The organism is Acidobacterium capsulatum ATCC 51196, from assembly GCF_000022565.1.
In the GTDB taxonomy this organism is placed as follows: domain Bacteria; phylum Acidobacteriota; class Terriglobia; order Terriglobales; family Acidobacteriaceae; genus Acidobacterium; species Acidobacterium capsulatum.
Map to the genome: position 1 here is coordinate 137,120 of NC_012483.1, position 24,418 is coordinate 161,537.

At 61.7% G+C, this 24,418-nt stretch carries 21 protein-coding genes; 8 read left to right on the forward strand and 13 right to left on the reverse strand.

The features are described 5' to 3' along the window. Nucleotides 1-195 precede the first annotated feature (195 nt). The 4 genes from ACP_RS00490 (at nucleotide 196) to ACP_RS00505 (ending at nucleotide 4,598) form a co-directional block, all read left to right on the forward strand. Nucleotides 196-987 (forward strand): hypothetical protein, encoded by a 792-nt coding sequence (locus ACP_RS00490; RefSeq protein WP_148214959.1) that lies wholly within the window; start codon nucleotides 196-198, stop codon nucleotides 985-987. A gap of 129 nt (nucleotides 988-1,116) precedes the next feature. Then, nucleotides 1,117-3,114: an EAL domain-containing protein gene (locus ACP_RS17045; protein ID WP_052294629.1), complete on the forward strand. Its 1,998-nt coding sequence runs from the start codon at nucleotides 1,117-1,119 to the stop codon at nucleotides 3,112-3,114. Nucleotides 3,115-3,172: 58 nt separating this feature from the next. After that, nucleotides 3,173-3,511, forward strand: a complete 339-nt coding sequence (locus ACP_RS00500) for a nuclear transport factor 2 family protein (RefSeq protein WP_041839137.1) — start codon at nucleotides 3,173-3,175, stop codon at nucleotides 3,509-3,511. Nucleotides 3,512-3,755: 244 nt separating this feature from the next. Beyond that, nucleotides 3,756-4,598 carry a class I SAM-dependent methyltransferase gene (locus ACP_RS00505; protein ID WP_012680508.1) on the forward strand — a complete coding sequence of 281 codons (843 nt, stop codon included), beginning with the start codon at nucleotides 3,756-3,758 and terminating at the stop codon, nucleotides 4,596-4,598. A 151-nt stretch (nucleotides 4,599-4,749) separates the two neighbouring features. Here ACP_RS00505 and ACP_RS00510 read toward each other — a convergent pair whose 3' ends face one another. From ACP_RS00510 to ACP_RS00520, 3 genes are read right to left on the reverse strand one after another with little or no spacing between them, the layout of a single operon-like run. After that, the gene (locus ACP_RS00510; RefSeq protein ID WP_012680509.1) at nucleotides 4,750-5,547 is read right to left on the reverse strand and encodes a succinate dehydrogenase/fumarate reductase iron-sulfur subunit; all 798 of its coding nucleotides are present in this window, start codon (nucleotides 5,545-5,547) and stop codon (nucleotides 4,750-4,752) included. After that, complete coding sequence (locus tag ACP_RS00515; RefSeq protein WP_012680510.1) at nucleotides 5,548-7,461, reverse strand: fumarate reductase/succinate dehydrogenase flavoprotein subunit; 1,914 nt, start codon at nucleotides 7,459-7,461, stop codon at nucleotides 5,548-5,550. It abuts the gene before it with no gap. Further along, nucleotides 7,461-8,153 (reverse strand): succinate dehydrogenase cytochrome b subunit, encoded by a 693-nt coding sequence (locus ACP_RS00520; protein WP_041839139.1) that lies wholly within the window; start codon nucleotides 8,151-8,153, stop codon nucleotides 7,461-7,463. The genes ACP_RS00515 and ACP_RS00520 overlap by 1 nt, the downstream gene beginning before the upstream one ends. A 98-nt stretch (nucleotides 8,154-8,251) precedes the next feature. On the opposite strand from ACP_RS00520, the gene ACP_RS17955 reads away from it, so the two are divergent. After that, entirely contained in the window at nucleotides 8,252-8,656 is a 405-nt protein-coding gene (locus tag ACP_RS17955; protein ID WP_148214960.1) for a hypothetical protein, read from the forward strand. Between the two features lie 154 nt (nucleotides 8,657-8,810). Here ACP_RS17955 and ACP_RS00525 read toward each other — a convergent pair whose 3' ends face one another. The 6 genes from ACP_RS00525 to ACP_RS00550 form a co-directional block, all read right to left on the reverse strand. Beyond that, nucleotides 8,811-9,422: a non-canonical purine NTP pyrophosphatase gene (locus ACP_RS00525; RefSeq protein WP_012680512.1), complete on the reverse strand. Its 612-nt coding sequence runs from the start codon at nucleotides 9,420-9,422 to the stop codon at nucleotides 8,811-8,813. A 352-nt stretch (nucleotides 9,423-9,774) separates the two neighbouring features. Further along, nucleotides 9,775-10,494: an endonuclease III domain-containing protein gene (locus tag ACP_RS00530; protein ID WP_012680513.1), complete on the reverse strand. Its 720-nt coding sequence runs from the start codon at nucleotides 10,492-10,494 to the stop codon at nucleotides 9,775-9,777. A 55-nt stretch (nucleotides 10,495-10,549) separates the two neighbouring features. Continuing rightward, a complete protein-coding gene (locus ACP_RS00535) occupies nucleotides 10,550-11,482 on the reverse strand; it encodes an IS481-like element ISAcp2 family transposase (RefSeq protein ID WP_012680514.1) in 933 nt (310 codons plus the stop codon). 128 nt (nucleotides 11,483-11,610) lie between these two features. Beyond that, entirely contained in the window at nucleotides 11,611-12,399 is a 789-nt protein-coding gene (locus ACP_RS00540) for a flagellar motor protein MotB (RefSeq protein WP_012680515.1), read from the reverse strand. Continuing rightward, nucleotides 12,396-13,205, reverse strand: coding sequence for a flagellar motor protein (locus ACP_RS00545; protein ID WP_012680516.1), 810 nt, complete (start codon nucleotides 13,203-13,205; stop codon nucleotides 12,396-12,398). Before ACP_RS00545 ends, ACP_RS00540 begins: the two co-directional genes overlap by 4 nt. Before the next feature lie 173 nt (nucleotides 13,206-13,378). Next, nucleotides 13,379-13,711, reverse strand: a complete 333-nt coding sequence (locus ACP_RS00550) for a flagellar FlbD family protein (RefSeq protein WP_012680517.1) — start codon at nucleotides 13,709-13,711, stop codon at nucleotides 13,379-13,381. 235 nt (nucleotides 13,712-13,946) lie between these two features. Between ACP_RS00550 and ACP_RS00555 the strand changes: the two genes are divergently transcribed. The 3 genes from ACP_RS00555 (at nucleotide 13,947) to ACP_RS00565 (ending at nucleotide 17,494) form a co-directional block, all read left to right on the forward strand. Beyond that, on the forward strand, nucleotides 13,947-15,227 hold the full coding sequence (locus ACP_RS00555; protein ID WP_012680518.1) for a flagellin N-terminal helical domain-containing protein: 1,281 nt from the start codon (nucleotides 13,947-13,949) through the stop codon (nucleotides 15,225-15,227). 123 nt (nucleotides 15,228-15,350) lie between these two features. Beyond that, entirely contained in the window at nucleotides 15,351-17,036 is a 1,686-nt protein-coding gene (fliD, locus tag ACP_RS17960) for a flagellar filament capping protein FliD (protein ID WP_012680519.1), read from the forward strand. A gap of 5 nt (nucleotides 17,037-17,041) precedes the next feature. After that, complete coding sequence (locus tag ACP_RS00565; RefSeq protein WP_012680520.1) at nucleotides 17,042-17,494, forward strand: flagellar export chaperone FliS; 453 nt, start codon at nucleotides 17,042-17,044, stop codon at nucleotides 17,492-17,494. 313 nt (nucleotides 17,495-17,807) lie between these two features. On the opposite strand, the gene ACP_RS00570 is transcribed toward ACP_RS00565, so the two are convergent. Genes ACP_RS00570 through ACP_RS00585 form a run of 4 tightly spaced genes read right to left on the reverse strand, consistent with a single transcriptional unit; the run spans nucleotide 17,808 to nucleotide 24,363 of the window. Continuing rightward, nucleotides 17,808-19,559, reverse strand: a complete 1,752-nt coding sequence (locus ACP_RS00570) for an ABC transporter ATP-binding protein (protein WP_012680521.1) — start codon at nucleotides 19,557-19,559, stop codon at nucleotides 17,808-17,810. 11 nt (nucleotides 19,560-19,570) lie between these two features. Next, nucleotides 19,571-21,889, reverse strand: coding sequence for an LPS export ABC transporter permease LptG (lptG, locus tag ACP_RS00575; RefSeq protein WP_012680522.1), 2,319 nt, complete (start codon nucleotides 21,887-21,889; stop codon nucleotides 19,571-19,573). A gap of 21 nt (nucleotides 21,890-21,910) precedes the next feature. After that, on the reverse strand, nucleotides 21,911-24,151 hold the full coding sequence (locus ACP_RS00580; protein WP_041839140.1) for a heavy metal translocating P-type ATPase: 2,241 nt from the start codon (nucleotides 24,149-24,151) through the stop codon (nucleotides 21,911-21,913). Continuing rightward, the gene (locus ACP_RS00585; protein ID WP_041839141.1) at nucleotides 24,151-24,363 is read right to left on the reverse strand and encodes a heavy-metal-associated domain-containing protein; all 213 of its coding nucleotides are present in this window, start codon (nucleotides 24,361-24,363) and stop codon (nucleotides 24,151-24,153) included. The genes ACP_RS00580 and ACP_RS00585 overlap by 1 nt, the downstream gene beginning before the upstream one ends. Nucleotides 24,364-24,418 lie beyond the last annotated feature (55 nt).

Sequence of the window (24,418 nt, forward strand, 5' to 3'; positions counted from 1 at the left end):
GCCGCCCCGCCGGAGGCCTCGCGTGTCCCATCCTTGCCTCACTCGTCGCCGTTCCTGTTTCGAGCGAATCGGGAGTATCTGCGTCTTATTTCTTCAGAGCATCGTCTTATTTCAGCAAAAGCAGCGGATCACTCTATCTGTCGCCGAGTTATCCACCACTTATCACCGCAGTCATACTTGTTTATGAGGTGCAGGATGAAATCTGGTTCTTCCAAGGCTTTCACACAGGCCATGAGCCATGCCCGTAAGTCCGCTGTTTTCGCGCTGTTGCTAGGGGTGGTCTGCGTCGGCTCCAGTGCCGTGGCCCGCGCTCAGGCGAGCGCTCCGGCCCAGCCGGAGCAGAAATCGATCCATCTCATATTTCTCCCCAACGCCGCTTCCCGCAATGACACGGCTTACGTATACGATGCCGTCAGGAACATGTTTCCGCATGATTTGATCTATATGGTTCCTTCCGAGTACACGATTATCATGCGCAGCACCGAGCAGGACTATGAGATGGCCCGGCAGATGGTCGACAAACTCAGCCAGGCGAGGAGGGTCTTTCGTCTCACGTACACGCTGGTGCGCTCCGGCAGTGGCGCGGCCTCTGGACAGAAGAAGCTGACCCTGACCGTCGCCGTGGGCAATCATGCCTCGCTCAAGCAGGGAGCGAAGGTTCCTATGATCACCGGCAGCTACACCACATCTTCAGGAGGCTCTCAGAGCGTCTCCAACAACCAGTGGCAGTACATCGATACGGGCATCAATATCTTCGCGGATCTCAATGGCACGGCGAGCAGCCTTATCCTCCACTCCAAGGTCGAGGAGTCCGGGGCCGAGCAGGTCCCCCCCCCCGCCTCCGGCTCGGCCCTGGTGCTCCTGCATACGACGCTCGATAGCACGACCCTCCTCACGCCGGGCAAGCCGCAAGTCATCGGCTCGCTCGCGCTGCCCGGCAGCGGCGAACACGAGCAGATCGAAGTCACCGCTCAGCCGGTACAGTAGCTACCCCAGGATCAGGAAGGGCCGAATTTGCATTCCTGCAATGCCGGCCCTTTCCGCTTTTCTCCCGGTCAACACTCCTCACGCGAATCCTGCTTCAAAAAGTTCGCGTACCGGCGTAAATTGTCAGGCATGCCTTGCACCGAAGCAGATCTGCGGCGTGCTTTGGAAAACGAAGAGTTCTACCCCGTATTTCAACCCATGGTTGAGATTCGCACGGGGCAGCTTGCGGGCTTTGAAGTTCTCGCTCGATGGAATTGCCAGGGGCAGGAGATTTCTCCTGAGGTCTTTGTTCCTGCCATTGAGTACGCCGGGCTCATCAGCCCCATGACGCAGGTCCTCACGCGTAAGGTCTTCGCCTGCGCGGCGCTCCAGCAATCGCGCGCGCTGCTCTCGCTCAATATCTCAGCCCGGCAATTGCTTGATCCTGACATGCCGCGCCGCGTCGAGCGTCTGGCCAGCGAATTTCAGTTTCCGCTGCATCGCCTGACGCTCGAGCTCACCGAGAGCGCCCTGCTTGACAATCTGGATCGCGCCGCCGCCGTGGCGCATGATCTCAAGAGCCTCGGCTGCCGCCTCGCGCTCGATGATTTCGGCACCGGCTACTCCAGCCTGCGCCATGTGCATGCACTACCGCTTGATGAAATCAAGGTAGACCGCAGCTTTGTCGAGAGCATGGCGGTGCGGCGTGAGAGCCGCGCCATTGTCGCCTCTGTGGTGGGGCTGGGGCAGGGCCTCAAGCTGCTCACTGTGGCCGAGGGCGTCGAAACGCAGGAGCAGGCCGAGATGCTCTTCTGGATGGGCTGCGATCTCGGGCAGGGGTGGTTCTACGGGCATCCAGTTCCCGCCGATGAATTGCCAGATCTGCTCGACCGCCGCATCTGGCCGCTGGCCGTCTCGGTGCAGCCCATCGAGGGCGCATCGCATATCAGCCTGGAAGCTATCGCTCCGCACCGCATGGCACAGTTGCAGGCCATCTACGACGGTGCGCCGGTGGGGCTTTGCTTTCTCAATCAGGAGATGCGCTACGTCAGCCTCAATCGCCGCCTCGCCGAGATGAACGGCGCTCCCGTCGCGGCTCACATCGGGCGCACGGTCGAGGACGTAATCCCCGAGGTCTTTGCGCAGGTGGAGCCTTACATTCGCCGGGCGCTGGCGGGCGAGCCCATGAGCGGCGTGGAGTTCAAAAAGCCTGGAGTGGGCAAAGATGGTGCCGACCAGATTCTTGTGGGTTCGTATCGGCCGGTGCGCGAGAGCAATGGAGATGTGGTGGGTGTCTCGGCCGCCATCACCGACATGACGCTGTACAAGCGCACCGAGCAGGCGCTGCTGGAAAGCGAGACACACTTCCGCCACATGCTGCAACTCGGGCCGCACGTGCCCTGGGTCGTGAATGCGCAGGGCGGCGTGGTCGAGGCCAGCTCCCGCTGGGAAGAGATCACCGGCCAGCCCGTGCCGGCCGCCCTCGGCGATGGCTGGATGCGGATGCTGCATCCGGACGACATAGCACCCACGCGGGCCGCCATCGACGCGTCACTCAAGAGCGGGCATCCCATCGATATTGAGTACCGCGTGCGCGACCTTAAGGGAGCGTGGCGGCGCATGCGCTCCCGTGGATCGCCGCGCTTCGGTGACGAGGGTCACGTGCAGGGCATCTATGGCGTTGTTGAAGACATTGAAGAGCACCGCAAAATGTCAGAGGAACTACAGCGCTGCCACGCCGAGTTGCGCGCGGCTCTCAACTCCGCGCCGATGGGCATGATTCTGGCCGATGGCAGCGATGGCGCCATCACGCTCGTCAATCGCCGGGCCCAGCAGATCTTCGGCACAGGAGCCTTTCCCGGCCAGAAGTTCACACAATACCTGCGCATGCAGGTGCGCGACGTGGACGGGCAGCTGCTCAAGCTGGAAAAATATCCGCTCGCCAAGGTTATTCAGCACGGCCAGCCCACTGAGCCTCGCACCTATCTGCTGCGCCAGCCCGACGGCATCATGGCGCAGATCGTCATTTCGGCGCGCCCCATTTATTCCGATGCAGGCGAGCTCATCGGCGGCATGATGGTCGTGCGCGAGCCCGGCCTGCCCGATGACAAGGAGGCCGAAGAGATGAGCACGCTGTATGAGGGATAGCCAAAGCGCGTCCCCCGCCTTCGAGTTATCTGTCGATCAAAAAGGCCATCTTCGAGGCTTGGAAGAAAGCCTTCTGCAATCCGCCGTGCGCAAGAATGCGGCAAAGGTCGCAGAACTGCTTGCGGAAGACTTCCGCGAGTTCGGCAGCTCGGGCCGCGTTTTCTCAAAGGCAGAAATCCTCGCCGCGCTGCAAAGCGAAGATACAGATCATAACTGGTCGCTGGATGATTTTGCGGCCACGCAGCTCTCCGAATCCCTCGTGCTCGTCACCTACCGCGCCACCCGGACAAGCGATGACTCGCCTCCCGCGCAGTCGTTGCGCAGTTCCTTATGGGCTTTGCGCAATGGCCGATGGCAAATGATCTTCCATCAAGGCACAAGAATCCCGCCCTTCTGAGGCGGGATTTTTAGATGCGCGGTCCGCAGGCAGGTGCCAGCCTTGGGCTCTCCACCCGGTCGCCGGTTTGACAGAATCTATCAGAGGATTTCTGATACCGCCAATATTTATATGACTGCGGTTACTTCAATTTAGCGCAAAGCTATCACAAGTGTGATCTCCGCTACTTATGAGCGCCAATTTGCCCTCGCATAATGGCCCCTGGCATCCGTGCGCCACGGATCAGGGAAAGGTAGGTGTCTTCATGAAGCCCATATCGAGGATGATGGCCGAATACAGTCAACTCTACGAGATACTGGACCCCGGAGATTTCGCATATTTGCTCCTGCAAACCGCGCATCATGCGCCCGAGATATTAAAGACGCATAAGCTGACGGCTCTGGATGCTGCCATGAGTAGAGACTTGATTGTCCATTACCGGAAGCATGACGTGGCCATTCCCGTTGCGCAGATTGACGGACTGCTGGCAGGGAAGAACGACAACCCCACTTTTGGCAATGTGCGGGAAATGTGTGGGCGCGACTGTTACCTGGCTCCCATGAGTCTTCCCGCGTCTGCGGGAGCCGTGCTCGATTTGGGGGCCAACCGCGGATTATTTGGGCTGCTCGCACTTGTAACCATGGGTGCTGAGTTTGTTGTGGCAGTCGAACCTGTCGCGCATTATGAACCCATCCAGAAGTTGCTGATTCGCGCAAACGGATTTTCACCAACGTGCACCGTACGTTACAACCGGTTGATCGGCAGCCCGGCGATGGAGAGGCAGAATCCTTCAAATTATGTATCCGTGAATACTGTTGTGAAGGAACAGGGCATCCAGGGAATTGGATTTGCCAAAATCGATATTGAAGGTTGCGAAAAGGATCTGTTCAGAGAGCCGGAATGGCTGGCCCTGGTCGATAATCTCGCCATGGAGTTGCACGGCCATATGGCCGGGGACCTCTCCTTGATTCCGCGTGCCCTGACCGAGTATGGATTCGCGTACAGGAGCACCGGACAATCGGGAGAAGAGGCGCCACTCGAAAAGTCGATGTTCTTGTATGCATCGCGTACCGGATCACTTCATCCTCGCGCCGTGAATGTGCATTAGGCACGGAGTGATGCCAGGCGGCGAAGGGGCGCTGTAGGAGCCCGCCGAGCCCATGCAGCTTTCCTGGCCGGGTGCACGGTCTATTAGCCGGGCAAAAAAAACCGGCCATCTCAGGCCGGGATTTTTTCGTTTCCATTGCAGCAGGGAAGCGTCAGCCCTTCGCGCTCCATCCCGCCGTCGGCTCCACCACCTTGATGCGGTCATCGCGCTTGCGCACGTTGGCCACGCGATAGTCGCGGTTCATGGTGGCAATCACTTCCTGTTGAATCTCCTTGGGGCAGGCCGAGGTGCATTCGCCAATGTTCGTGCAGCCGCCAAACGGCTCCACGCTCATCTGCGCCACCATGGCGAGGGCGCGGCGATCCTGCTCGGGCTTGCCCTGCGGCAGAATGCCCAGGTGAGTAATCTTCGCGCCCGTAAACAGCGACGCCGAGGCATTGGGGCAGGCAGCCACGCAGGCACCGCAGCCAATGCAGGCGGCGGCGTCCATGGCGCGGTCAGCGATGCCTTTGGCCACAGGAATGGTGTTTCCATCCGGCGCATTGCCCGTCGAGACAGAGATATATCCGCCCGCCTGGATGATGCGGTCGAGCGCCCGGCGATCCACCACCAGATCTTTCACCGAAGGGAAGGCCGCCGCCCGCCACGGCTCAATGGTCAGCTCTTCGCCATCCTTGAAGTGCCGCATGGTGAGCTGGCACACCGTGGTGGCGCGCTGCGGACCGTGCGCGATGCCATTGATCATGAATCCGCACGAGCCGCAGATGCCCTCGCGGCAGTCATGTTCAAAGGCCACCGGCTCTTCGCCCTTCTGCATGAGCGATTCGTTGAGCACGTCGAGGCATTCCAGCATCGACATCTCCGGGTTCACATCGTCCAGGGAGTAGGTGACGAATCTGCCTTTTTCGTCCCGGCTCTTCTGACGCCAGATTTTCAGGGTCAATTTCATCTACTTATAGCTCCTCTGGCTGGGGTGAACGTACTCAAACTCCAGCGGCTCTTTCGTCAGAGTCGGCGCTCCGTTGGGGCCGTTGTAGCCCCAGGCCGCCACGTAGGAATAGTTCTCGTCATCGCGCTTGGCTTCGCCATCCGGCGTCTGGTACTCCTCGCGGAAGTGCCCGCCGCAGCTCTCGTTGCGGTTGAGCGCGTCAATGCACATCAGCTCGCCCAGTTCGAAGAAGTCAGCCACGCGCCCGGCCTTTTCCAGGCTCTGGTTCAGGTCTGAGCCCGAGCCCGGCACATTCACGTTCTGCCAGAACTCCTCGCGCAACGCGCGAACCTGCTGGATACCTTTCTCCAGCCCCTGCGCCGTACGCGACATGCCGCACTCGTCCCAGATGATCTTGCCCAGCTCGCGATGGAACGAGTCCACCGTGCGCTTACCCTTGATCGAGAGCAGCTTCGAGATCGACTGTTCCACGCCGCCCACAGCTTCCTTCACCGCCGGATGCGACTCATCGACCTTATCGAGCTTGTGGTTGGCGATGTAGTTGCCCACCGTGTAAGGAATGATGAAGTACCCGTCCGACAGGCCCTGCATGAGCGCGCTCGCGCCCAGGCGGTTCGCGCCGTGGTCAGAGAAGTTGGCCTCGCCCGCCACAAACAGGCCGGGAATCGTGCTCTGCAGGTAGTAGTCCACCCACAGGCCGCCCATCGTGTAGTGAATCGCGGGGTAAATGCGCATCGGAACCTTGTAGGGATTCTCGTCCGTGATGCGCTGGTACATATCAAACAGGTTGCCGTAGCGCTCGCGAATCACGTTCTCGCCCAGCCGCTGAATCGCGTCGGAGAAGTCCAGATACACGCCCAGCCCCGTCTCGCCCACGCCGCGCCCTTCGTCGCACACATGCTTGGCATTGCGTGAGGCCACGTCGCGCGGCACCAGGTTGCCAAAGCTCGGGTAGCGGCGCTCCAGGTAATAGTCGCGCTCCTCGGCCGGAATCTGGCTCGGCGGTCGCTTGTCGCCCTTCTGCTTCGGCACCCAGATGCGGCCATCGTTGCGCAGCGACTCTGACATCAGCGTCAGCTTTGACTGGTAATCGCCCGACACCGGAATGCAAGTCGGGTGAATCTGCGTGAAGCAGGGATTGGCAAACAGCGCGCCGCGCTTGTGCGCGCGCCAGCTTGCCGTCACGTTCGAGCCCTTCGCATTTGTGGAGAGGTAATAAACGTTGCCGTAGCCGCCGCTGGCCAGCACCACCGCATCGCCAAAGTGAACGCTGATTTCGCCCGTCACCAGGTGACGCGTCACAATGCCGCGCGCATGCCCGTCCACCACAATCAGGTCAAGCATCTCGGTGCGCGGAAACATCTTCACCGTGCCGGCCTGTATCTGCCGCTCCAGCGCCTGGTAGGCGCCCAGCAAAAGCTGCTGGCCTGTCTGCCCGCGCGCATAAAAGGTACGCGAGACCTGCGCGCCGCCAAAGGACCGGTTCGTCAGCGCTCCGCCGTACTCGCGCGCAAAAGGCACGCCCTGCGCCACGCACTGGTCAATGATATTCACGCTGTTCTGCGCCAGCCGGTACACATTGGCTTCGCGCGAACGAAAGTCGCCGCCCTTCACCGTGTCATAAAACAGGCGGTATACGCTGTCGCCGTCGTTCTGGTAATTCTTGGCGGCGTTGATACCGCCCTGCGCGGCAATGGAGTGCGCGCGGCGGGGCGAGTCCTGAAAGCAGAAGCACTTTACGTTGTACCCCAGCTCGCCCATCGAGGCCGAGGCCGAGGCTCCCGCAAGTCCCGAGCCAACTACCAGAACCGTGTGCTTGCGCTTGTTGGCCGGGTTGACCAGCTTCATGTCAAAGCGGGCCTTGTCCCACGCCTGTTCAATCGGGCCAGAAGGAATATTCGCGTCGAGTGTCATTACTTGATTAGCCCCGTGAGTACGCTGATCGGAATCGAAATGTAGCCCGCCATCAGAATGACGGCAATCCAGAGCGCCAGCCGCTTCAACGCGGCTTCCCGCGCCTTGGTGTGCGGCAGGCCAAAGGACTGCAGCATGCTCCACAGACCATGCCTCAGGTGCAGCCCAAGCAGGCAAAGCGAGAAGATATACCAGGCCGAGATCCACCACACCGAGAAGCCGGCCACCACATTGTGGTACACCTGCCCGCGAACGAACTCGGAACCCGGATGAATGTACCCGGCCGTGAACTCCAGTAGGTGGAAGATGATGAACGCCAGCACAATCGGCCCGCTCCAGTACATGGTGCGCGACGCATAAGACGACGACGTCGCCTTCTTCTGCGCATAGCCGACCGGACGCGCCTTCCTCTTGCGCGACCACAGTTGCGCCGCCGCTTCAATATGCAGAATCACCGAGACGAGAAGAACGCTGCGAATAATCCAGAGCAGGCTCTCGTCATAATGAAGGAATGCGGCATAGGCGTTGTAGCGTGCCGGCCCTGCATAAATCAGCAGGTTGCCCAGAAGATGGCCCACCACAAAGAGGATCAGAATGACCCCCGTCACCGCCATGACAATCTTTTTGCCGTTGGTGGACCGGAAGAACCCCGGGGCCTTGGTTGGAGTGACTGAGACTGCGCTCGTGCTCATTGAATTTTCCAAACCTGATTGAAATGAAGCATATCGTGGCCAGACCCTCGCCGAGGCCCGGCTTGACGCCGGTTCCGGCACGAATGCTCTGAAACTTCATGGCCTGCGAGGCGAACGCCGGTGCAGACGGTGAATGGGGCGCCCTGGTCTGCCTGATTTTGGTTCAGGGAGCCGGGCTGTCTGAAATCAAGCGGGTAGAACACTCATCATTATTTGTTCCCGCCCTCGCATGCGTCAAGGAAAGGGATTCAGCCCACTCGAAATTCACCCATTACTTTTGCGCAAATCCACACCAGCCCGCGCTCCCACAAAAAGCGGGTGCCCCACATCTCAACGAGATGTGGGCTTTTCCTGAACCACCGAATAAGCCGCAAACGAAAGGTGTCATTCTGAACCGCGCAGCGGTGAAGAATCCCGGCAATCTATCGGGCACAAACATCGCCTCAGGTTTCTCCCACCATGCCGGGCACCCACATCCCGAAAAGATATGGGTGCTCCCCTGAACCACCGAATAAGCCGCAAACGAAAGGCGTCATTCTGAACCGCGCAGCGGTGAAGAATCCCGGCGATTTTGCAGGCTCAAACGCCGCCGGGAGTCTCTCCCACCATCCCACAAAAAGCGGGTATCCCCCATCTGAACGAGATGTGGGTTTTTCCTCACCCCGGCAGCCGGGCCAGCAATACCCGCAGCGCCGCGCCCCGATGGCTCAGCCGCAGCTTTGTCTCCAGATCGATCTCGGCCATCGTCTTTTCAAGCTCCGGCAGATAAAACAGCGGATCATACCCAAATCCGCCCGTCCCCTGCGGGACCCCAAGAATCTCGCCTGCCACCTCACCCTCCGCCGAGGCAATCTCCACGCCATCCCGCGCCACCGAGAGCACGCAAACATACCGCCCCGCGCGATCCTCCACTCCCCGCATCCGATCCATCAGCAGCAGGTTGTTGCGCTCATCGGCTGACAGCGGGGAACCGGGCAGGTACTCGGCATCCTCGGCAAAGCGCGCCGACCGCACCCCGGGCAGGAGCCCAAGCGCCCGCACCTCAAGGCCCGAGTCGTCGGCCAGCACCAGTCCTCCCGGCCGGCACCGGCTGTAGAACTCCGCTTTCAGGCGCGCATTCTCGGCAAAGGTCGTCCCCGTTTCCTCAGGGGCATCGATCTCCGCCAGTCCCGGCAGGGGCAAAATTTCCGTCGCGGTATGGCCGGCCGCCACGCGAAAATCGCGCAGCTTACCGGCATTCGAGGAGGCAACATAAAGAGTCAGAGCCATCCAGAACAGACTACCCGCTTCTCCTGTTTTGAGCGGCGTCCAGCATCGTTTCCGTCGCCCAAGCTCTGTCATTTCGACCGAAGCAGGACAGTCCGATCGTCCTGCGAAGCAGAGAAGCCCGTACTCCGCCCCCGCCATTTGGCTGCCGGAAATTACCCCTGAAATTGCTACTCTGAAATCAGGAGCAGGCACAAAAACCCGCTCCAGCCACCCGCAAAAATAAAAATGTGAATTTCGGTTCACATTTCTTGGCGCGCCGAATCAACAAGTTGCCGGCTTTCCAGAAAAAAACACCGAAAAGCGAATCCGGATTCACATTTTATTTCTGCGCCTTTGCTGCACCTTTCCTGTGTCAATCATTACGAAGGTCACTCAGCCGCCCCTGCCGGTTCTGCTCCTGCTGGTAATACTCCAGGTCGCCGCGCAGCGGGCACTGGGCGCAGTTGGGCGTCCTGCCGCAGTGGGCTTTGCCCACCTGCACCACCAGTGCGTGAAACTCGTTGCAATGATCGGCCAGCGCCGCCGGGTCCGTCTCCTCGGCAAAAGCCGCAAGCGCAAGCTGCTGTACCTCGGCATAGCGGACGCGCTCCGGCGCGAGCCCATGCCGCACCACCACGCGGCGCAGATACTCATCCACCACCATCGCCGGCTGGCCCAGGGCATAGAGCAGAATGGCATCCGCCGTCTCCGGGCCGATGCCCGTGATGGCCAGCAGTTGCGCGCGCGCTGTCTCTGCCGGGGCCTCGGCGAAGCGTTCCAGCGAGCCGCCATACTCGTTGGCCACCAGCTCTAGCAGAGCGCGCAGCGTCGCCGCCTTGCGTTGCATGAAGCCCGAGGGGCGAATCAGCTCGCGCAGCTCATCCTCCGGCAGCGCGAGCAGGGCATCGAACTGCAGCAGGTCTCGCGCCCGCAGGTTGGCCAGCGAGCGCTCCACGCTGGTCCACGCCGTGCCTTGCGTCAGGCAGGCCCCCACCATGGTTTCCAGCGGTGATTCTGAGGGCCACCAATGCTGCGGCCCATACGCAGCGGCGAGGGTGTCATAAAGGGTGCGAAGACGGGAAGCGGCAGTCATAGCGGGTCAGAAGACTATTCTCCCATCCCTATGATTGCCGGGTGCCTGTAGAAGGTCAAGAGGTTGTTCCTTCTTGGGATCGGCTGCTTGGCGGTTTGTAGTTGAGGCTACCATGAGGTCTTTCGTGGTTGTAGTAGTGGATCCAGGACTGCAAGTGTTGATCTCTCTGGCTGGAGTCGGTCCAGTGTTTGGCGTAAGCCCATTCGCGCATGGCTGTCTGGATGAAGCGCTCGGCCTTGCCGTTGGTTCTGGGGGTATAGGGCCGAGTGCGGCTGTGTTTGATGGCCATCTGCTGGCAAGCCTGACGGAACTGGCGAGAGCGGTAGCTGCTGCCGTTGTCGGTCAGCAGCGCGCGGATGCCGATACCATGGCTGGCGAAAAACTCAACCGCCGCGTGCAGAAAACCGATCGTGGTTTCCGCCTTCTGATCGGCCAGCATCTGGGCGAAGACCATGCGCGAGTGATCGTCGACGGCCACATGCAGAGCCAAAAAGCCCGGGTGTTCCTTCTTGCCCCGCAGCCTGCCGTCGCCGCGCAGCGAGACCTCGCCGAAGCGCGTCATGCCTTTGATGTCCAGATGCAGCAAGTCGCCTGGAGCGGCATGCTCATAGCGAACCACCGGCGGAGGCGGGTTCAGATCGCGCCATCGGCTCAGCCGCGCGCGCCGCAAAATACGGCTCACCGAAGACACGCTCACAGCGCTGCGCCGGGCGATCTGATACCCCGGCATGTAACCCCGCCGTAGCTCAATCACACTCAGCCGCAACGCCTCCGGCAAGCGCCGCGGGCTGCGATGCGGACGCGAGCTGCGGTCCCGCAAGCCATCCGAACCCTCGGCGCGATACCGGCGCACCCATTTGCCGGCCGTCTTTGCGCTCACGTTGAAGCTGGCCGCGGCCAGCTTCAACGTGCACCCGGTACAAATAACTTTTCTCGCCAACTGCTCTCGACTGTAAGGCGTTAGACGAGCATTCTGGTGAATGTCCATTCGATCTCTCCGAAGACTCTGCTTGTTCGCCACAAACAGCTTCTCCGCGAAATTTCGAATGGACAACCTCTTGAAACATCACAGGTGCCCCGGTGTCCGTCTGTTCGGACCCGGGGAAAATGCGCCCCTTATTTCCGTGCCAAGCCAACATCCGGCGAGGGCTTGCCGCCTGCCGGTGGAGGCGCGGTGCCGCCAAAACTGTCCGCGACCGAAAGGTGCGGCAGCACGATGATGTCCACGCGGCGGTTCTCGGCGCGTCCCGCGGCTGTCGCATTTGACGCGATGGGATGATACTGCGCATACCCGGCGGCGGAGAGCCGCTGCGGCGCAACGCCAAAGTTCTCAATCAGCAGCCGGGCCATCGTGGTGGCGCGCGCAGTCGAAAGCTCCCAGTTCGAGTCAAACTTCGCCGTGTGGATCGGCACGTTGTCGGTGTGGCCCTCGATGCGCAGCGCGTACGGCACCTGGTACAGCTCATGCGCAATGATGCCGACCGCGCCCATTGACGAGGGCTTGGGTGTGGCCGATCCGCTGTCATAAAAACCGGCCTCGCGCAGCGAGATCACCAACCCGTCGGGGCCAAGCTGCAGCGCGACCTGGTGCGCGGCAATCTGCGCGGCGAGCTTCTTCTGCAACTGCTCGCGCATTTTTTCGAGATTTTCCTGCGTCTGCAGCGCCGTGTCGGCTGGGGGATTGGCCTCGGGCACCGGTCCCTTGCCGTGCCCGTTCTCAGGAAAAAGCCCGAGCGCGGTAAAGGCCGAGTGAATCGACTGCGCAAACTGCTGCTGCTTGCGCAGATCGGCCTTTGAACTCGCGTACAGCACCACGAAAAACGCAAAAAGCAACGTGATGAAGTCCGCGTAGGAGACCAGCCAGCGCTCGTGGTTGGGATGGCTCTCGTGGCGCTTGCGCCTCATGCCGGAACCTCTTCGGTCGCCGCCTCGGCGCTCTCTTTTGCCTTTCTGCCTTTCGCCTTGCTGCCGGCACCCAAAAAGGATTCCAGCTTCACCTCGATCATGCGCGGATTCATGCCTTCCAGAATCGAGATAACGCCCTCAATCACCATCTCCTTCACACGGTGTTCCTCGCGAATGCGGTGCCGCAGCTTGCCCGCGATGGGCAAAAAGGCCAGGTTCGCCGCCGCCACGCCGTAGATGGTCGCCACAAAGGCCACCGCAATGCCTCGGCCTACCTGATCGATGTGATCGAGGTGCTGCATCACCTGGATGAGGCCCAGCACCGCGCCAATGATGCCGATGGTCGGCGAAAAGCCCCCGGCTGACTCAAACACGGCCGGAATCTTCTCCTCGCGCTCGGTCAGGTTGTCCAGTTGCAACTCCATGATCTTGCGCAGCTCGGCCGGCTCGGTGCCGTCGACGGCCAGCATGATCGACTGCTTCAAAAACGGCTCCTTGATCTTGGCCAGATCCTGATCGAGCGAAACAATGCCATGACGCCGCGCCTTGTTGGCAAACTCCACCAGTTGCTTGAGCGTCGCCTGCCCGGCCGATTTGCCCTGAAAGAACACCTGCGCCAGACGCCGCAGCGCCGCCAGCACCGTGGCCAGGGGGTACTGCAGCATCACCGCGCCGAGCGTGCCGCCAAAGACGATCATCGCCGCCGTCGGCTGCATGATCTGGTCAATGCGGCCCCCCTCCAACAAAAGACCAGCAAGAATGCCGGCCAACGCAAGGAGAATGCCTCCAAGACTGCTGGTATCCATAATCTGTTACTCCTGTGGGCGAATCTGTGACTGCTGCCGGAGATACCGGCGTGCCGGTGAAAGCAGTTTAGGAAATGGCGTAGCTCGAAGCCTCTGTCGCCAAGTCGTCGCGACCAACAGGGAGCGACGACCCAGGAAACCGCAGGAAAGTTCACAGTATTTCCTGAACTGCTCTAGTCCTGCGAGCGGCGCCGGTGAACGGCCGCCAGATCGGGCACAATGCCCTGGCGCTTGAACTCCTGATAAGCTTCTCGCGCCATGTCTGCTTCCCCGGCGGAGTGCGCGCTCAGCCGCGCCGCCGCCTCCGGCAGGTCATGGGCCAGCCGCGCCAGCACCTTCACCCGGTAGGCGGTCATGCGCTCGATCACCTCATCGCAGCTCTCCAGTACCACGATCTTTTCCCCATGAATCAGGGTCAGCATCGTATCGGGCGAGGCCTCCATCGACTTGATGAGGTCGCTGTTGACGACAAAAGGGGCTCCATTCAAACGAGTCAGAGAAATCATGTGCGTTGCATGCCTCGGAGAGGTTATCGGCGAAGGCGCGCAAGGGTTGATGCAGGGAAGCACCGAAAGCGCCTCACGCACGCAGCGTGCCAAACTCCTGGCCTCGCATAAAGCACCCCGGGGCCACGCCGATGAAGCCGGTGTGTGCAGAGGTTCCCCGGTGCTGGCTGGCAGTCTGAAGCGGCTCTGGTCCGGACCCCCAAACCGCAACCGCTAACAAAGGAGTCATCCTCTTATGTCCCTGGGCGTTCTGAACAACATCTCGGCTCTCTATGCCGAAAATAACCTGAACCAGACACAGTCGAGCCTGCAGAATGTTCTGACGCAGCTCTCCTCTGGTTCGCGCATCAACTCCGGCGCCGACGATGCGGCCGGCCTCTCGCTGGCCAACGGCCTGCAGGCCAACTCGGCGGCTCTGACGCAGTCCTCGACCAATGCGAGCGAAGGCGTGGGCCTGCTGCAGGTGGCCGACGGCGCGCTCTCCCAGGTGACCAGCCTGCTCAACCGCGCGGTCACGCTGGCCACTGAGGCCTCGAACGGCACGCTGAACAGTTCACAGGATGCGGCCGCCAACCAGGAGTATCAGTCGATCCTTTCCGAAATCAATAACATCGGTTCGACGACCACCTACAATTCCAAGCAGGTTTTCACCGGCGCGGCAGCCGGCGTGTCCATCTACACGGGCGACTCTTCGAGCTCCGGTTCGTCGATCGACAACCTCTACTTCGCTCCCTTGACCTCGTCTTCGGTGGGTGATGCTGGCGGCACGGTGCAGCAGAGCTCCTCGGGTCAGTTCGTCGATCTCTCGAAGGACACCTCCGGCGCGCTGACCACGGCGGCAACCCAGGGCGATGCCATCAGCGGCGCGCTCAAGTTCACGATCACCAACGCCGACGGTACCACCAGCACCATCACCACGACAGCCACCACGGTCAGCGGCCTCATCCAGGAGATCAACAAGGACGGCATTCCTGGCGTGACGGCATCCTTCACCACGGCTGGCGCTGTGGGCCTCGCCAGCGGCACCGTCAATGCCGGCGATACCGGCATCCTGTTGACCAACACCAACTCGTCGGTGGCAATCGCCGAAGGCGCCACGGCTGTCACCGATACGCCAACCACGATTGCCAGCACGCTGGCCACCTCGACCAAGGGCGTGGCGACGATTGACTATGTAGCCGCCTCCGGTGGCGACACGACCGCGAACCTTTCCACGACCGACCTGAGCAGCAGTGCCGATGCCCAGAACGCCCTCAGCGCTCTGAACGGCGCCATCAGCGACGTGGCCGCGCAGCGTGGTTACATCGGTGCGCAGATTAACACACTGAATGCGGTAGCCAACGTAGAAACGACGCAGCAGGAGAACGTCACCTCCGCGGAGAACTCCGTCATGGCCACCGACTATGCCTCGGCGACCTCGCAGATGTCGAAGTACGAGATCCTGTCTCAGACCGGCATCAGTGCGCTCGCGCAGGCCAACAGCATGCAGCAACTCGTCACCAAGCTCCTCCAGTAGTTCCACCGTCATATCCCAACCCGCGGAGGGCTTCGGCCCTCCGCGTTCTTTTTTCGCTCGCGCGCCCGGGAGCCTCTCGACAGCCCTCATCAAGTTTCTTTTTCCCCTGCCGATACACTCTGCATGAGCACGGTAGGTCTTTCCTTCGGTTCGCCCACGAGTGGTCAGGGATTTGACGTGACCACAACCGTCAACAACATTGTGACCAATCTGCAGGCGGTGGAAACACCCTGGAAGAATCAGTTGACCAGCCTGCAATCGCAGGATACGGCGCTGACCAGCATTGGCACCGATCTCAGCGCGCTGTCCACATCGCTGCAGGCGCTCACAGATTTTCAGGGCGTGCTGGCCGGCAAGCAAGGGTCCAGCTCTGACACCTCGGTGCTTGAGTTGACCTCGGCGGCCGCGACGGCGGTGGCCGGCAGCCACACTATCGTGGTGACGAGCCTGGCGCAGACCTCTTCGTATTACAGCAACGCAGTGGCAGCCACCGACACGCTCTCCGGCTCCTTGAGCATTCAGGTGGGCAGCGGCAGCGCGCAGACCATCAATATCAATTCCACTAACAACACGCTGTCTTCGCTGGCCAGTGCCATCAACTCGGGCAGCTATGGGGTCACGGCCAATGTGCTCACCGACTCCTCTGGCTCACGGCTGGAGCTGGTGAGCAATACCAGCGGCTCGGGGGGTAACATTACGGTCGGTGGATCGCTGGCTGACACCACCACCAGCTCCGCCGTCAGCTTCACGCAGGCGCAGGCCGGGGCCGATGCGAAGCTGACGGTGGATGGCATTGCGTTGACCAGCGCCTCGAATACGGTCTCGAATGCGCTGCCCGGGGTAACGTTCCAGTTGTTGAGTGCCTCGCCCGGCACCAATGTGCAGGTGCAGATCACCAATGACAATACGGCGGTGGAGACGGCGGTGAGTAACTTTGTGACCGCGTACAACAAGGTGGTCGGCGATTTGAACACCCAGGAGGGCAATACCTCCTCGGGAACCCCGGAGCCGCTCTTCGGCAATCCGACGATCGCTACGCTGCAGCAGACGCTCGAAAGCGCCCTGAACTTTGCGCAACCTGCAAACGCCGCCTCCACCTCGACGACCATCGGGACCAAGGACACGCTCTCGGGCAGCATTGCCATCTCGGTGGGTGGCGGGACGGCACAGACCGTGAATGTGAACAGCAGCACCCCGACGCTGGCCGGCCTCGCCTCGGCCATCAATTCCGCAAATCTGGGCGTGACGGCCAGTGTGATCACTTCCGGCAGCGACTCCACGCTGAGCCTGGTGAATGCAACCAGTGGCTCGACCGGCGCTATCGGCATCACCAGCAGCCTCACCGACACGACCACGGGCAGCGCGGTCGCTTTCGGCTCTTCGGTGGCCAACGGGGTAACTTCCGCCACGCAGTTGGGCATTTCCGTCAACAATGACGGCACGCTGACGCTCAACAGTGACACTCTCAACTCTCTGCTGAACAGCAACTATCAGGACGTGGTGAACTTCCTGCAGCCGAGCGGCGGCTACACCTCGTTTGGCGGCAATATGACCTCGGTGCTGAGCAACCTGGGCAATAGCGGATCGAGCGGCGCGATCTATCTGGCGCTGCAGGAGAATTCAACGGTCGAGTCGCAGTTGAACACTAATATCAGCAACGAAGAAAACCTCATCAGCCAGCAGAAAACGGAACTGACCAGTCAACTGAACCAGGCCAACATTACGCTGCAGGAGATCCCCATGCAGTTGAATCAGGTCAATGAGATGTACAGCGCCATCACCGGATACGACAAGGTCTACAACGGGTAAACAGAATGAATTATCAGAAGGAAGCGCTGGCCGGAAAGAATCCGGTCGAGCTGATCGTCGCCTTGTATGACGGAATGATCCGTTTTCTTCATGAGGCGGTGGCCGCCATCGAGCGCGGGGATACCTCCGGGCGGCGTGTAGCCATCAAACGCGTACTCGATATCCTGATGCATCTGCAATCGCGGTTACGCATGGATGTCGGCGGCACGTCGGCGCAGTCGCTCTCGGAGTTTTACGCCGCTATCTTTGCCCTGTGCCTGGAAGGCTCGCGGCTGGCCTCGGTGAAGCGCCTCGAAGAGGCCATGGCCTGCGTGCGCGATGTGCGCGAGGCATGGAACATAGTCGCCCGCGATCCCGAAGTGCTCCGCATGCTGGAGCAGGAGTCGCAGGCTCCGCAACTCACCCACAGCACCCTTGCGCAGGAGCCGGCGATGGCCTCGGCACGCTGGTCGGCGTGAGAAGCAGTCTCCAGTTGTCAGTTATCAGTCCACAGTTGCCAGTGGTCAGCTTTCAGTCCTCAGTTGTCAGTCCCCAGTGCTCGGCAGTCAGTGGCAGTTCCGCGGTGGTTGGCCTCCGGTGATCCGCTCTCTTCCGCTTTGTGCTCCGTCTCACACCGCGTCGCGACTCAGAATGACGCCGGGCAAGGCAGGCGACTGCGACAGAGCAGTCATCGCTGACCACTGGAAACTACCCGCCGCCGGCTATGAATCACAACCGAGAACTGGCCACTGGCAACTGACAACTGTGGACTGACAACTGGCAAATGTCTCTCTACTGCGTGACGGCCAGCTCTTCCTCCAGTTGCTGCTTCTGGTGCAGATCGGCATAGTAGCCGTTGCGGGCCATCAGCTCGTCATGCGTGCCATATTCCACAATGCGGCCATGCACCAGCACGGCGATATGGTCGGCGTGGCGCACCGTGGAGACCCGGTGCGAGATCAGGATGGTCGTGCGGCCTTCCATCACTCGGCCGAGGTGCGTGAGAATCTGCTCTTCGGTATTCGTGTCCACGCTGGCCAGCGCGTCGTCGAGAATCAGAATCCGCGGGCGGCGCAGAATGGCGCGCGCCAGCGCGGAGCGCTGCTTCTGCCCGCCGGAGAGCGTGATGCCGCGCTCGCCCACCACCGTCTCAAAGCCGTGCGGAAACAACTCAAACTCGGCGCGAATGTGCGCCGCTTCCGCGGCTTCCATGACTTCTTCGGGAGTCGCGTGCGGCGCGCCCAGCGCGATGTTTTCGCGAATCGTGGTGCTGAAGAGAAAGCTTTCCTGCGGCACAAAGCCGATCTGCGAGCGCAGGGTCTCGAAGCCGTAGTCCTGAATGGGGCGGCCATCGATCAGCACGCTGCCGTAGGCTGCATCGTAGAGGCGCGGAATCAGGTTGACGAGCGTCGTCTTGCCCGAGCCGGTCGGCCCCACGATGGCCAGGCTGCCTCCGGCCGGAATGGTCAGATCGATGCCGTGCAGCACTTCTGTGCCGTTGTCATAGGCAAAGTTGAGATTGCGGAAGGTGACCTCGCCCGTGATCGGCACGCCATTCAGATCCGGGCGTGCGAGCGATTCATCAATCGCCGGCTTGGCCGTCAGCAGCTCATGCACGCGCATGACCGAGGCTGTGCCGCGTTCAAACAGATTCACTACCCAGCCCAGCGCGATGATGGGCCACGTCAGCATGAGCATGTAGGTGGTGAAGGCGACAAAATCGCCCACGCTGATCTGGTGCCGAATGACCTCGTGGCCGCCGACCAGCAGGGCAATGGCGATGGCCAGCCCAAGAATGAATTCGAGCGTGGGCCACAGCATGCCCATGAGCTGCACCAGGCGCAGGCTGCGGCGAATGTACTCGCGATTCGATTTCTCGAAGGCCTGAATCTGCGCCTCTTCCTGCGCAAAGGCGCGGATGAGCCGCGCGCCGGAGAAGTTCTCCTGCGCCTGCGCCGAAATGTCAGAGAACATGGCCTGGATGCGCTCGAAGCGCTCGTGAATCCTGCGCCCCAGAGCTTGCACCAGAATGCTGGCCAGCGGCAGCGGCGCCAGCGCCAGCAGCGTGAGGCGCGGGCTGATGCGCAGCAGAAAATAAAGCGAGCCCAGCGTGAAGAGCAGCGTGTTGGCGCTGTACATGATGGCCGGCCCCAGCAGCATGCGCACTGCATTGAGGTCATTGGTCATGCGCGCCATGATGTCGCCGGTACGGTTCTGGTGAAAGTAGCTGGCCGGCTGGCGTTCCAGTTGCCGGAACATGTCATTGCGCAGATCGAACTCGATTTCGCGCGAGATGCCGATCATGATCCAGCGGGTCAGAAACAGGAAGACACCCTTGGCCGCGGCGACGGCGACCAGCAGCCCGGCATAGAACAGAATCTTCTGCTTTGTCACGCCCGAGTTCAGGTCATCGACCGCCGCGCGAATCACCTGGGGAAAGAAGATCCAGATGGCATTGCTGCAGACGACCGAGACGCCGCCCCAGAAGAACTGGCGGCGATAGCGTTTCAAATACGGGACGAGCGGCTTGAGCTTGCGGAACATAAGGGCGTTATTTAAGTAGATGTTCGCAGAAGCAGGTAAGTTCCAGCCAGTGCGAACAATATATCGGGCGACCACGCGGCCAGGAACGCGGGCAGCATGCTCACATCTCCCATCGCTTCAAAGGTGCCCGAGATGAGCCAGTAGGCAATCGCCACCCCGATCGCGACCGAGACCCCCGCCAGCGAGCCGCGTTTGCCCATGGAGAGCGCAAACGGCACCGCCAGCACGGCCATCACCAGCGTGATGAGCGGGTCGGCCAGCTTGCGGTCCAGTTGCACGCGCAGCCGCACGGTGTCAAAGCCGCTCTGGCTCAGGTCGGCGATGTAGTGCCGCAGTTGCGCAAAGCTCATCTCCGTGGACTGGCGGAAATCCTTCTCAAAATAGTGCGGCGTCTCGATCATCTCCGGCAGCGTGGTGACGGCAAAGGGCTGGTAGCTCTGAATCTCGTGGTTTTCAAAGGTGCGCGTCCAGCCGTCCTGCAATATCCAGCGATGGTCCTTCTGGTCCCACGAGGCCATCTGCGCAAAGGTGCGCTTCATGAGCGTGAAGCTCTGCGGATCGAACTCGAAGACCGTCAGATTCAGGAAGGTATTCGTGTCCGGATCAAAATACTGGTAGTAGAAAATCATGCCCGGGTGCCCGGGCTCGCGCTTGCCAAACATCCACTGCTCGCCAGGATGACTGGTGGTCTGCGCCGGCAGGCCCTTGATCTCATTGCGCAGGGCCTGCTGCTTCCGGTTGGCCTGCGGCACGTAATACTCGTTGAAAAAGAAGAGCCCCACGGCCATGAGTGAGGCAATCACCATGATGGGCAGCACAATGCGGTAGAGGCTGATGCCGGTGGCCTTCATGGCCGTGATTTCGCTCGAGCGGTTCATCAGGCCAAAGACCACCAGCACCGCAATCAGCACCGCCAGCGGCGTGATCAGGTAGATCATGCTGGGCGTCAGGTCAATGAGGTATTCGCCCACGACCAGCAGTGAGGAGTGGTTGCGGATGATGTCGCCCACCAGCTCAAAAAAGGTGAAGAAGAGCATCAGCATCACAAAGCTGACCAGCACCATCACAAAGACCCGCAGAAATTCGCGAATCACATACTCATCCAGCAGCAGCGGAAAATGGCCGCGCAGCGGGCGGCGGCGCGTGGTCGAGACAGCGTGGCGCGTGTCGATCGCGTCGTCTTTTTTACGCGAGCGAAACCAGGTGCCCGCCGTGGCGATGGCATTGATGGCGGCTCCGCCGGTAGACATCTGGCGCAGCAGAAAAATGCCGCATCCGGCGAAGAGCACGTTGGCCATCCACACGCCGATCAGGGGTGGAATCTTGCCTTGCCGGGCCAGCGCCGTCCCCGTAGACGAGAGGAAGTAATAAATGAAGACCAGAGCTATGGTGATGACGAAGCCACCGCTCTTGCCTCCGCGCCGCGACGACATGCCGAGCGGCACGCCCACCAGCATCAGCACCAGGCAGGCCGTGGGGTAGGCGAGCCGCTTCTGCAGCTCAATGAAAAACCATGTGCCGCCCTTGCCGTGCGAGCGCTCGATCAGCTCCCGGTTGGTCATGGCGAGAATGCGCTTGTCAGTGCGGTGAAAGCGCACATCCTCTTGCGAGCCGGTGCGCAGAGGCACGTCGGTCTCAGTAAAGGTGGAGAGGTTATAGTCGCCCGGCTCGGTGGGCGAGAGCTGGTGCTGCGCGCCATCATGCAGGCGCATCAGGATGGTCTGGTTGGGGCCATTGATCACCGTGGCGCTTTCAGCCGTGGTGATGGAGGGTGCGTCGGGATTGGTCAGGTTGGCGATGAAGACCTTTCCCCAGCGGGCCGCGCCGCGCCCGGCCTTCACGTCTTCGACGTAGAGCACGTAGTTCTTGAAGTCTTCGTAGAAGACGCGCGGCTGCACTTCATAGGAGGCCTGCGCGTTGGCGAGGCTTTGCTCCAGGTGAATGGTCTGCCGCGACGACCACGGCGCAAGGTAGAGGGAATTGACCAGTCCCAGACCCCAGGCCGCGCAGGCAATCACGCTCACGATGCCCACAAAGCGCCACACGCCAATGCCCGAGGCGCGCATGGCCGTGACTTCGCTGTCTGCCGCCAGGCGGCTGAGGCCCAGCAGAATGCCGACCAGCACGGACATGGGAATGACGACGACGAAGATGTTGGGCAGCATCAGCAGAAACGCTTCGCCGACCGCCCCCATGGACGAGCTGTTGCGCACCGCCAACTCCAGCAGGTCGCCGAGGTTGGGCATGAAGAGCACGAAGGTAAAGAGCGCTCCCCCGATGAGCCCGTGGGAGAGGATTTCGCGCAGAATGTACCGCGTCAGAATGCGCACAGACGATGAACCACCCGAGAACTAACTTTGAGTGTACCGCGCCTGAAATCGTTGCAGCCGCAGGCTGTTGCCGAGCACGCTGACCGAGCTGAGCGCCATGGCCGCCGCCGCCACCGCAGGATTGAGCAGAATGTGGAACGCCGGATACAGCACGCCCGCCGCCAGAGGGATGCCCAGCACGTTATAGAGGAATGCCCAGCCCAGATTTTGCCGCATGATGCGCAGCGTCGCGCGCGAGAGCAGAATCGCGTCGGGAATCTGCGTCGGCTGGCCGCCCAGGAGAATGATGTCTCCCGCTTCGCGCGCCAGGTCAGTGCCGGTGCCCATGGCAATGCCGGCGTTGGCCTGGGCGAGCGCCGCGGCGTCGTTGATGCCATCCCCCACCATGCCCACGTTCTGTCCGGCGGCCTGCCGCTGCCGCACCACATCCAGCTTGTGTTCGGGGCGGCACTGGGCCACGACTTCTTCAATTCCTGCGGCGCTGGCAATGCTCTTTGCCGGAGCCTCGGCATCGCCGGTGACCATGGCCACGCGCAGCCCAAGCGCGTGCAACTTGCGAATCGCCTCCACCGCGCCGGGGCGCAAGGTATCACGCAACTCCAGGGAGCCGAGCCGTACTTCCTGTCCCGGCTCGCCCTGCCACACCTCGACCAGGGTGCCTTCGGTGCTGCTGTCGTCGCTTTCACGGGCCGCGCGGACGGAGATCAGCGTTCCGTTCAGCCGTGCCTGCACGCCGGTGCCGGGCAGCGCCTGAAAGTCGGTCACAGGCGCAAGCGCCAGTCCGCGTTCTTTGGCGGCGGCGGCAATGCCATGCGCCAGCGGATGCTCCGAGCCTTGCTCCACTGCGGCAGCCGTCGAGAGCAACTGCTGCTCGGTCACGCCCGGCGCGGGAGTCATCGCAATGACCGAGGGCTTGCCCTCAGTGATGGTGCCCGTCTTGTCGAGCAGCAGCGTATCGATGCGAGCCATGCGCTCGACGCTCTCGCCGCCCTTGAAGAGCAGGCCCATCTTTGCGCCGCGGCCTACCGCAACGGTCTGCGCGGCGGGCACGGCCAGCCCCATGGCGCAGGGGCAGGCAATGACCAATACAGAGATGGCGATGGCGAGCGCCCGCCCGGCATCGTGGCCGAGAAACGTCCAGACGAGAAAGCAGACCAGCGCGAGGCCGAGTACCGAGGGCACAAAGATGCCGCTGGCGCGGTCGGCAATCTGCTGCATCGGCGCTTTTGAGGATTGTGCCTGCTCCATGAGGCGCAGCATCTGCGCCAGCACGCTCTGCTCGCCCACGGCCGTGGCGCGAAACTGCAGTGCGCCGTCATAGTTGAGGGAGCCGCCAATCACGGTGTCGCCTACCCCGCGCGGCACGGCGCGGCTTTCGCCGGTAATGATCGACTCATCCACCGAGCTGCGGCCCTCGATCACGATGCCATCCACCGGAATGCGCTCGCCCGGGCGCACCACGACAATGTTGCCGCTCATGACTTCGGCGGCGGGAATCGCAACCTCGACGCCATTGCGCAGTACGCGGGCCGTCTCCGGCTGCAGCTTCATCAACTCATTGAGCGCGTTCAGGGTCTGGCGCTTGGCGCGGGCATCCAGCCAGCGGCCCACCAGCAGAAAGCCGAGAATCAGCAGCACCGCGTCGTAGTAGACATCGGCCGACATGCCATGGCGCAGAAAGAAGCCCGGCGCAAAGGTCGCCACCAGCGACGAAAGAAAAGCCGCGCCCGTGCCCAGCGCGACCAGCGTGTTCATATTGGTGCCGCGATGCACGGCGGCCCGCCATGCGGCGGCGTAGATGGCGGCTCCGCCAAAGACCATGCCCACAAGGGTGACCGCCAGCAGCACCAGATGCAGCACGAAAAGCCCCGTTGCCGTCAGGTGCGGGGTGACGGCCATCTGGGCAATCATCACGGCGATGCCGGCGGCGAGCGTGAAGGCTGCCCGGTTGCGCAGGCCGCGCTCCTCGGCGCGGTGGTCTTCGGGCGCGGCCGGGGCGTTATCCTCGCGCGGAAAGGCATCGTAGCCCGCGTCGGAGACCGAGGCCACCAGCGCATCGAGCTCGGCCTGCCCGGGCGTGGTGTCCGCCGCCCATCTCACCTCGGCGGAGTGCGTCATCAGATTGACGCTCGCCTCTGAGACGCCCGGCACCTCGCGCAGCGCATGCTCCACATGCGACTGGCAGGCAGCGCAGGTCATGCCCTCCACGCGCAGCCGCGTGGTCATTGGTGCGGTGCGGCCGGCCTGGGCAGTGGAGGCCATCAGGCGTGCGCGGCCTCAACTATGGCGTGATAACCGGCCTTGTCGAGCGATTGCAGCAAGGTGGCGTCTTCGAGCGTCTCCGGCGCGTGAACGCGGGCCGCGCCAATGCGGACTTCCTCCACCTTGGCGCCCGTCTTTTCGAGCGTCTGGGTGACGCGGCGAACACAGGCGCCGCAGTGCATGTTCTCAATTCTGAGCGTGATTTCGCGCATTCGATGTGCTCCTGTTTTTGCTGTCTTCTATTTGATGATGCCGCAGAAGGCGATT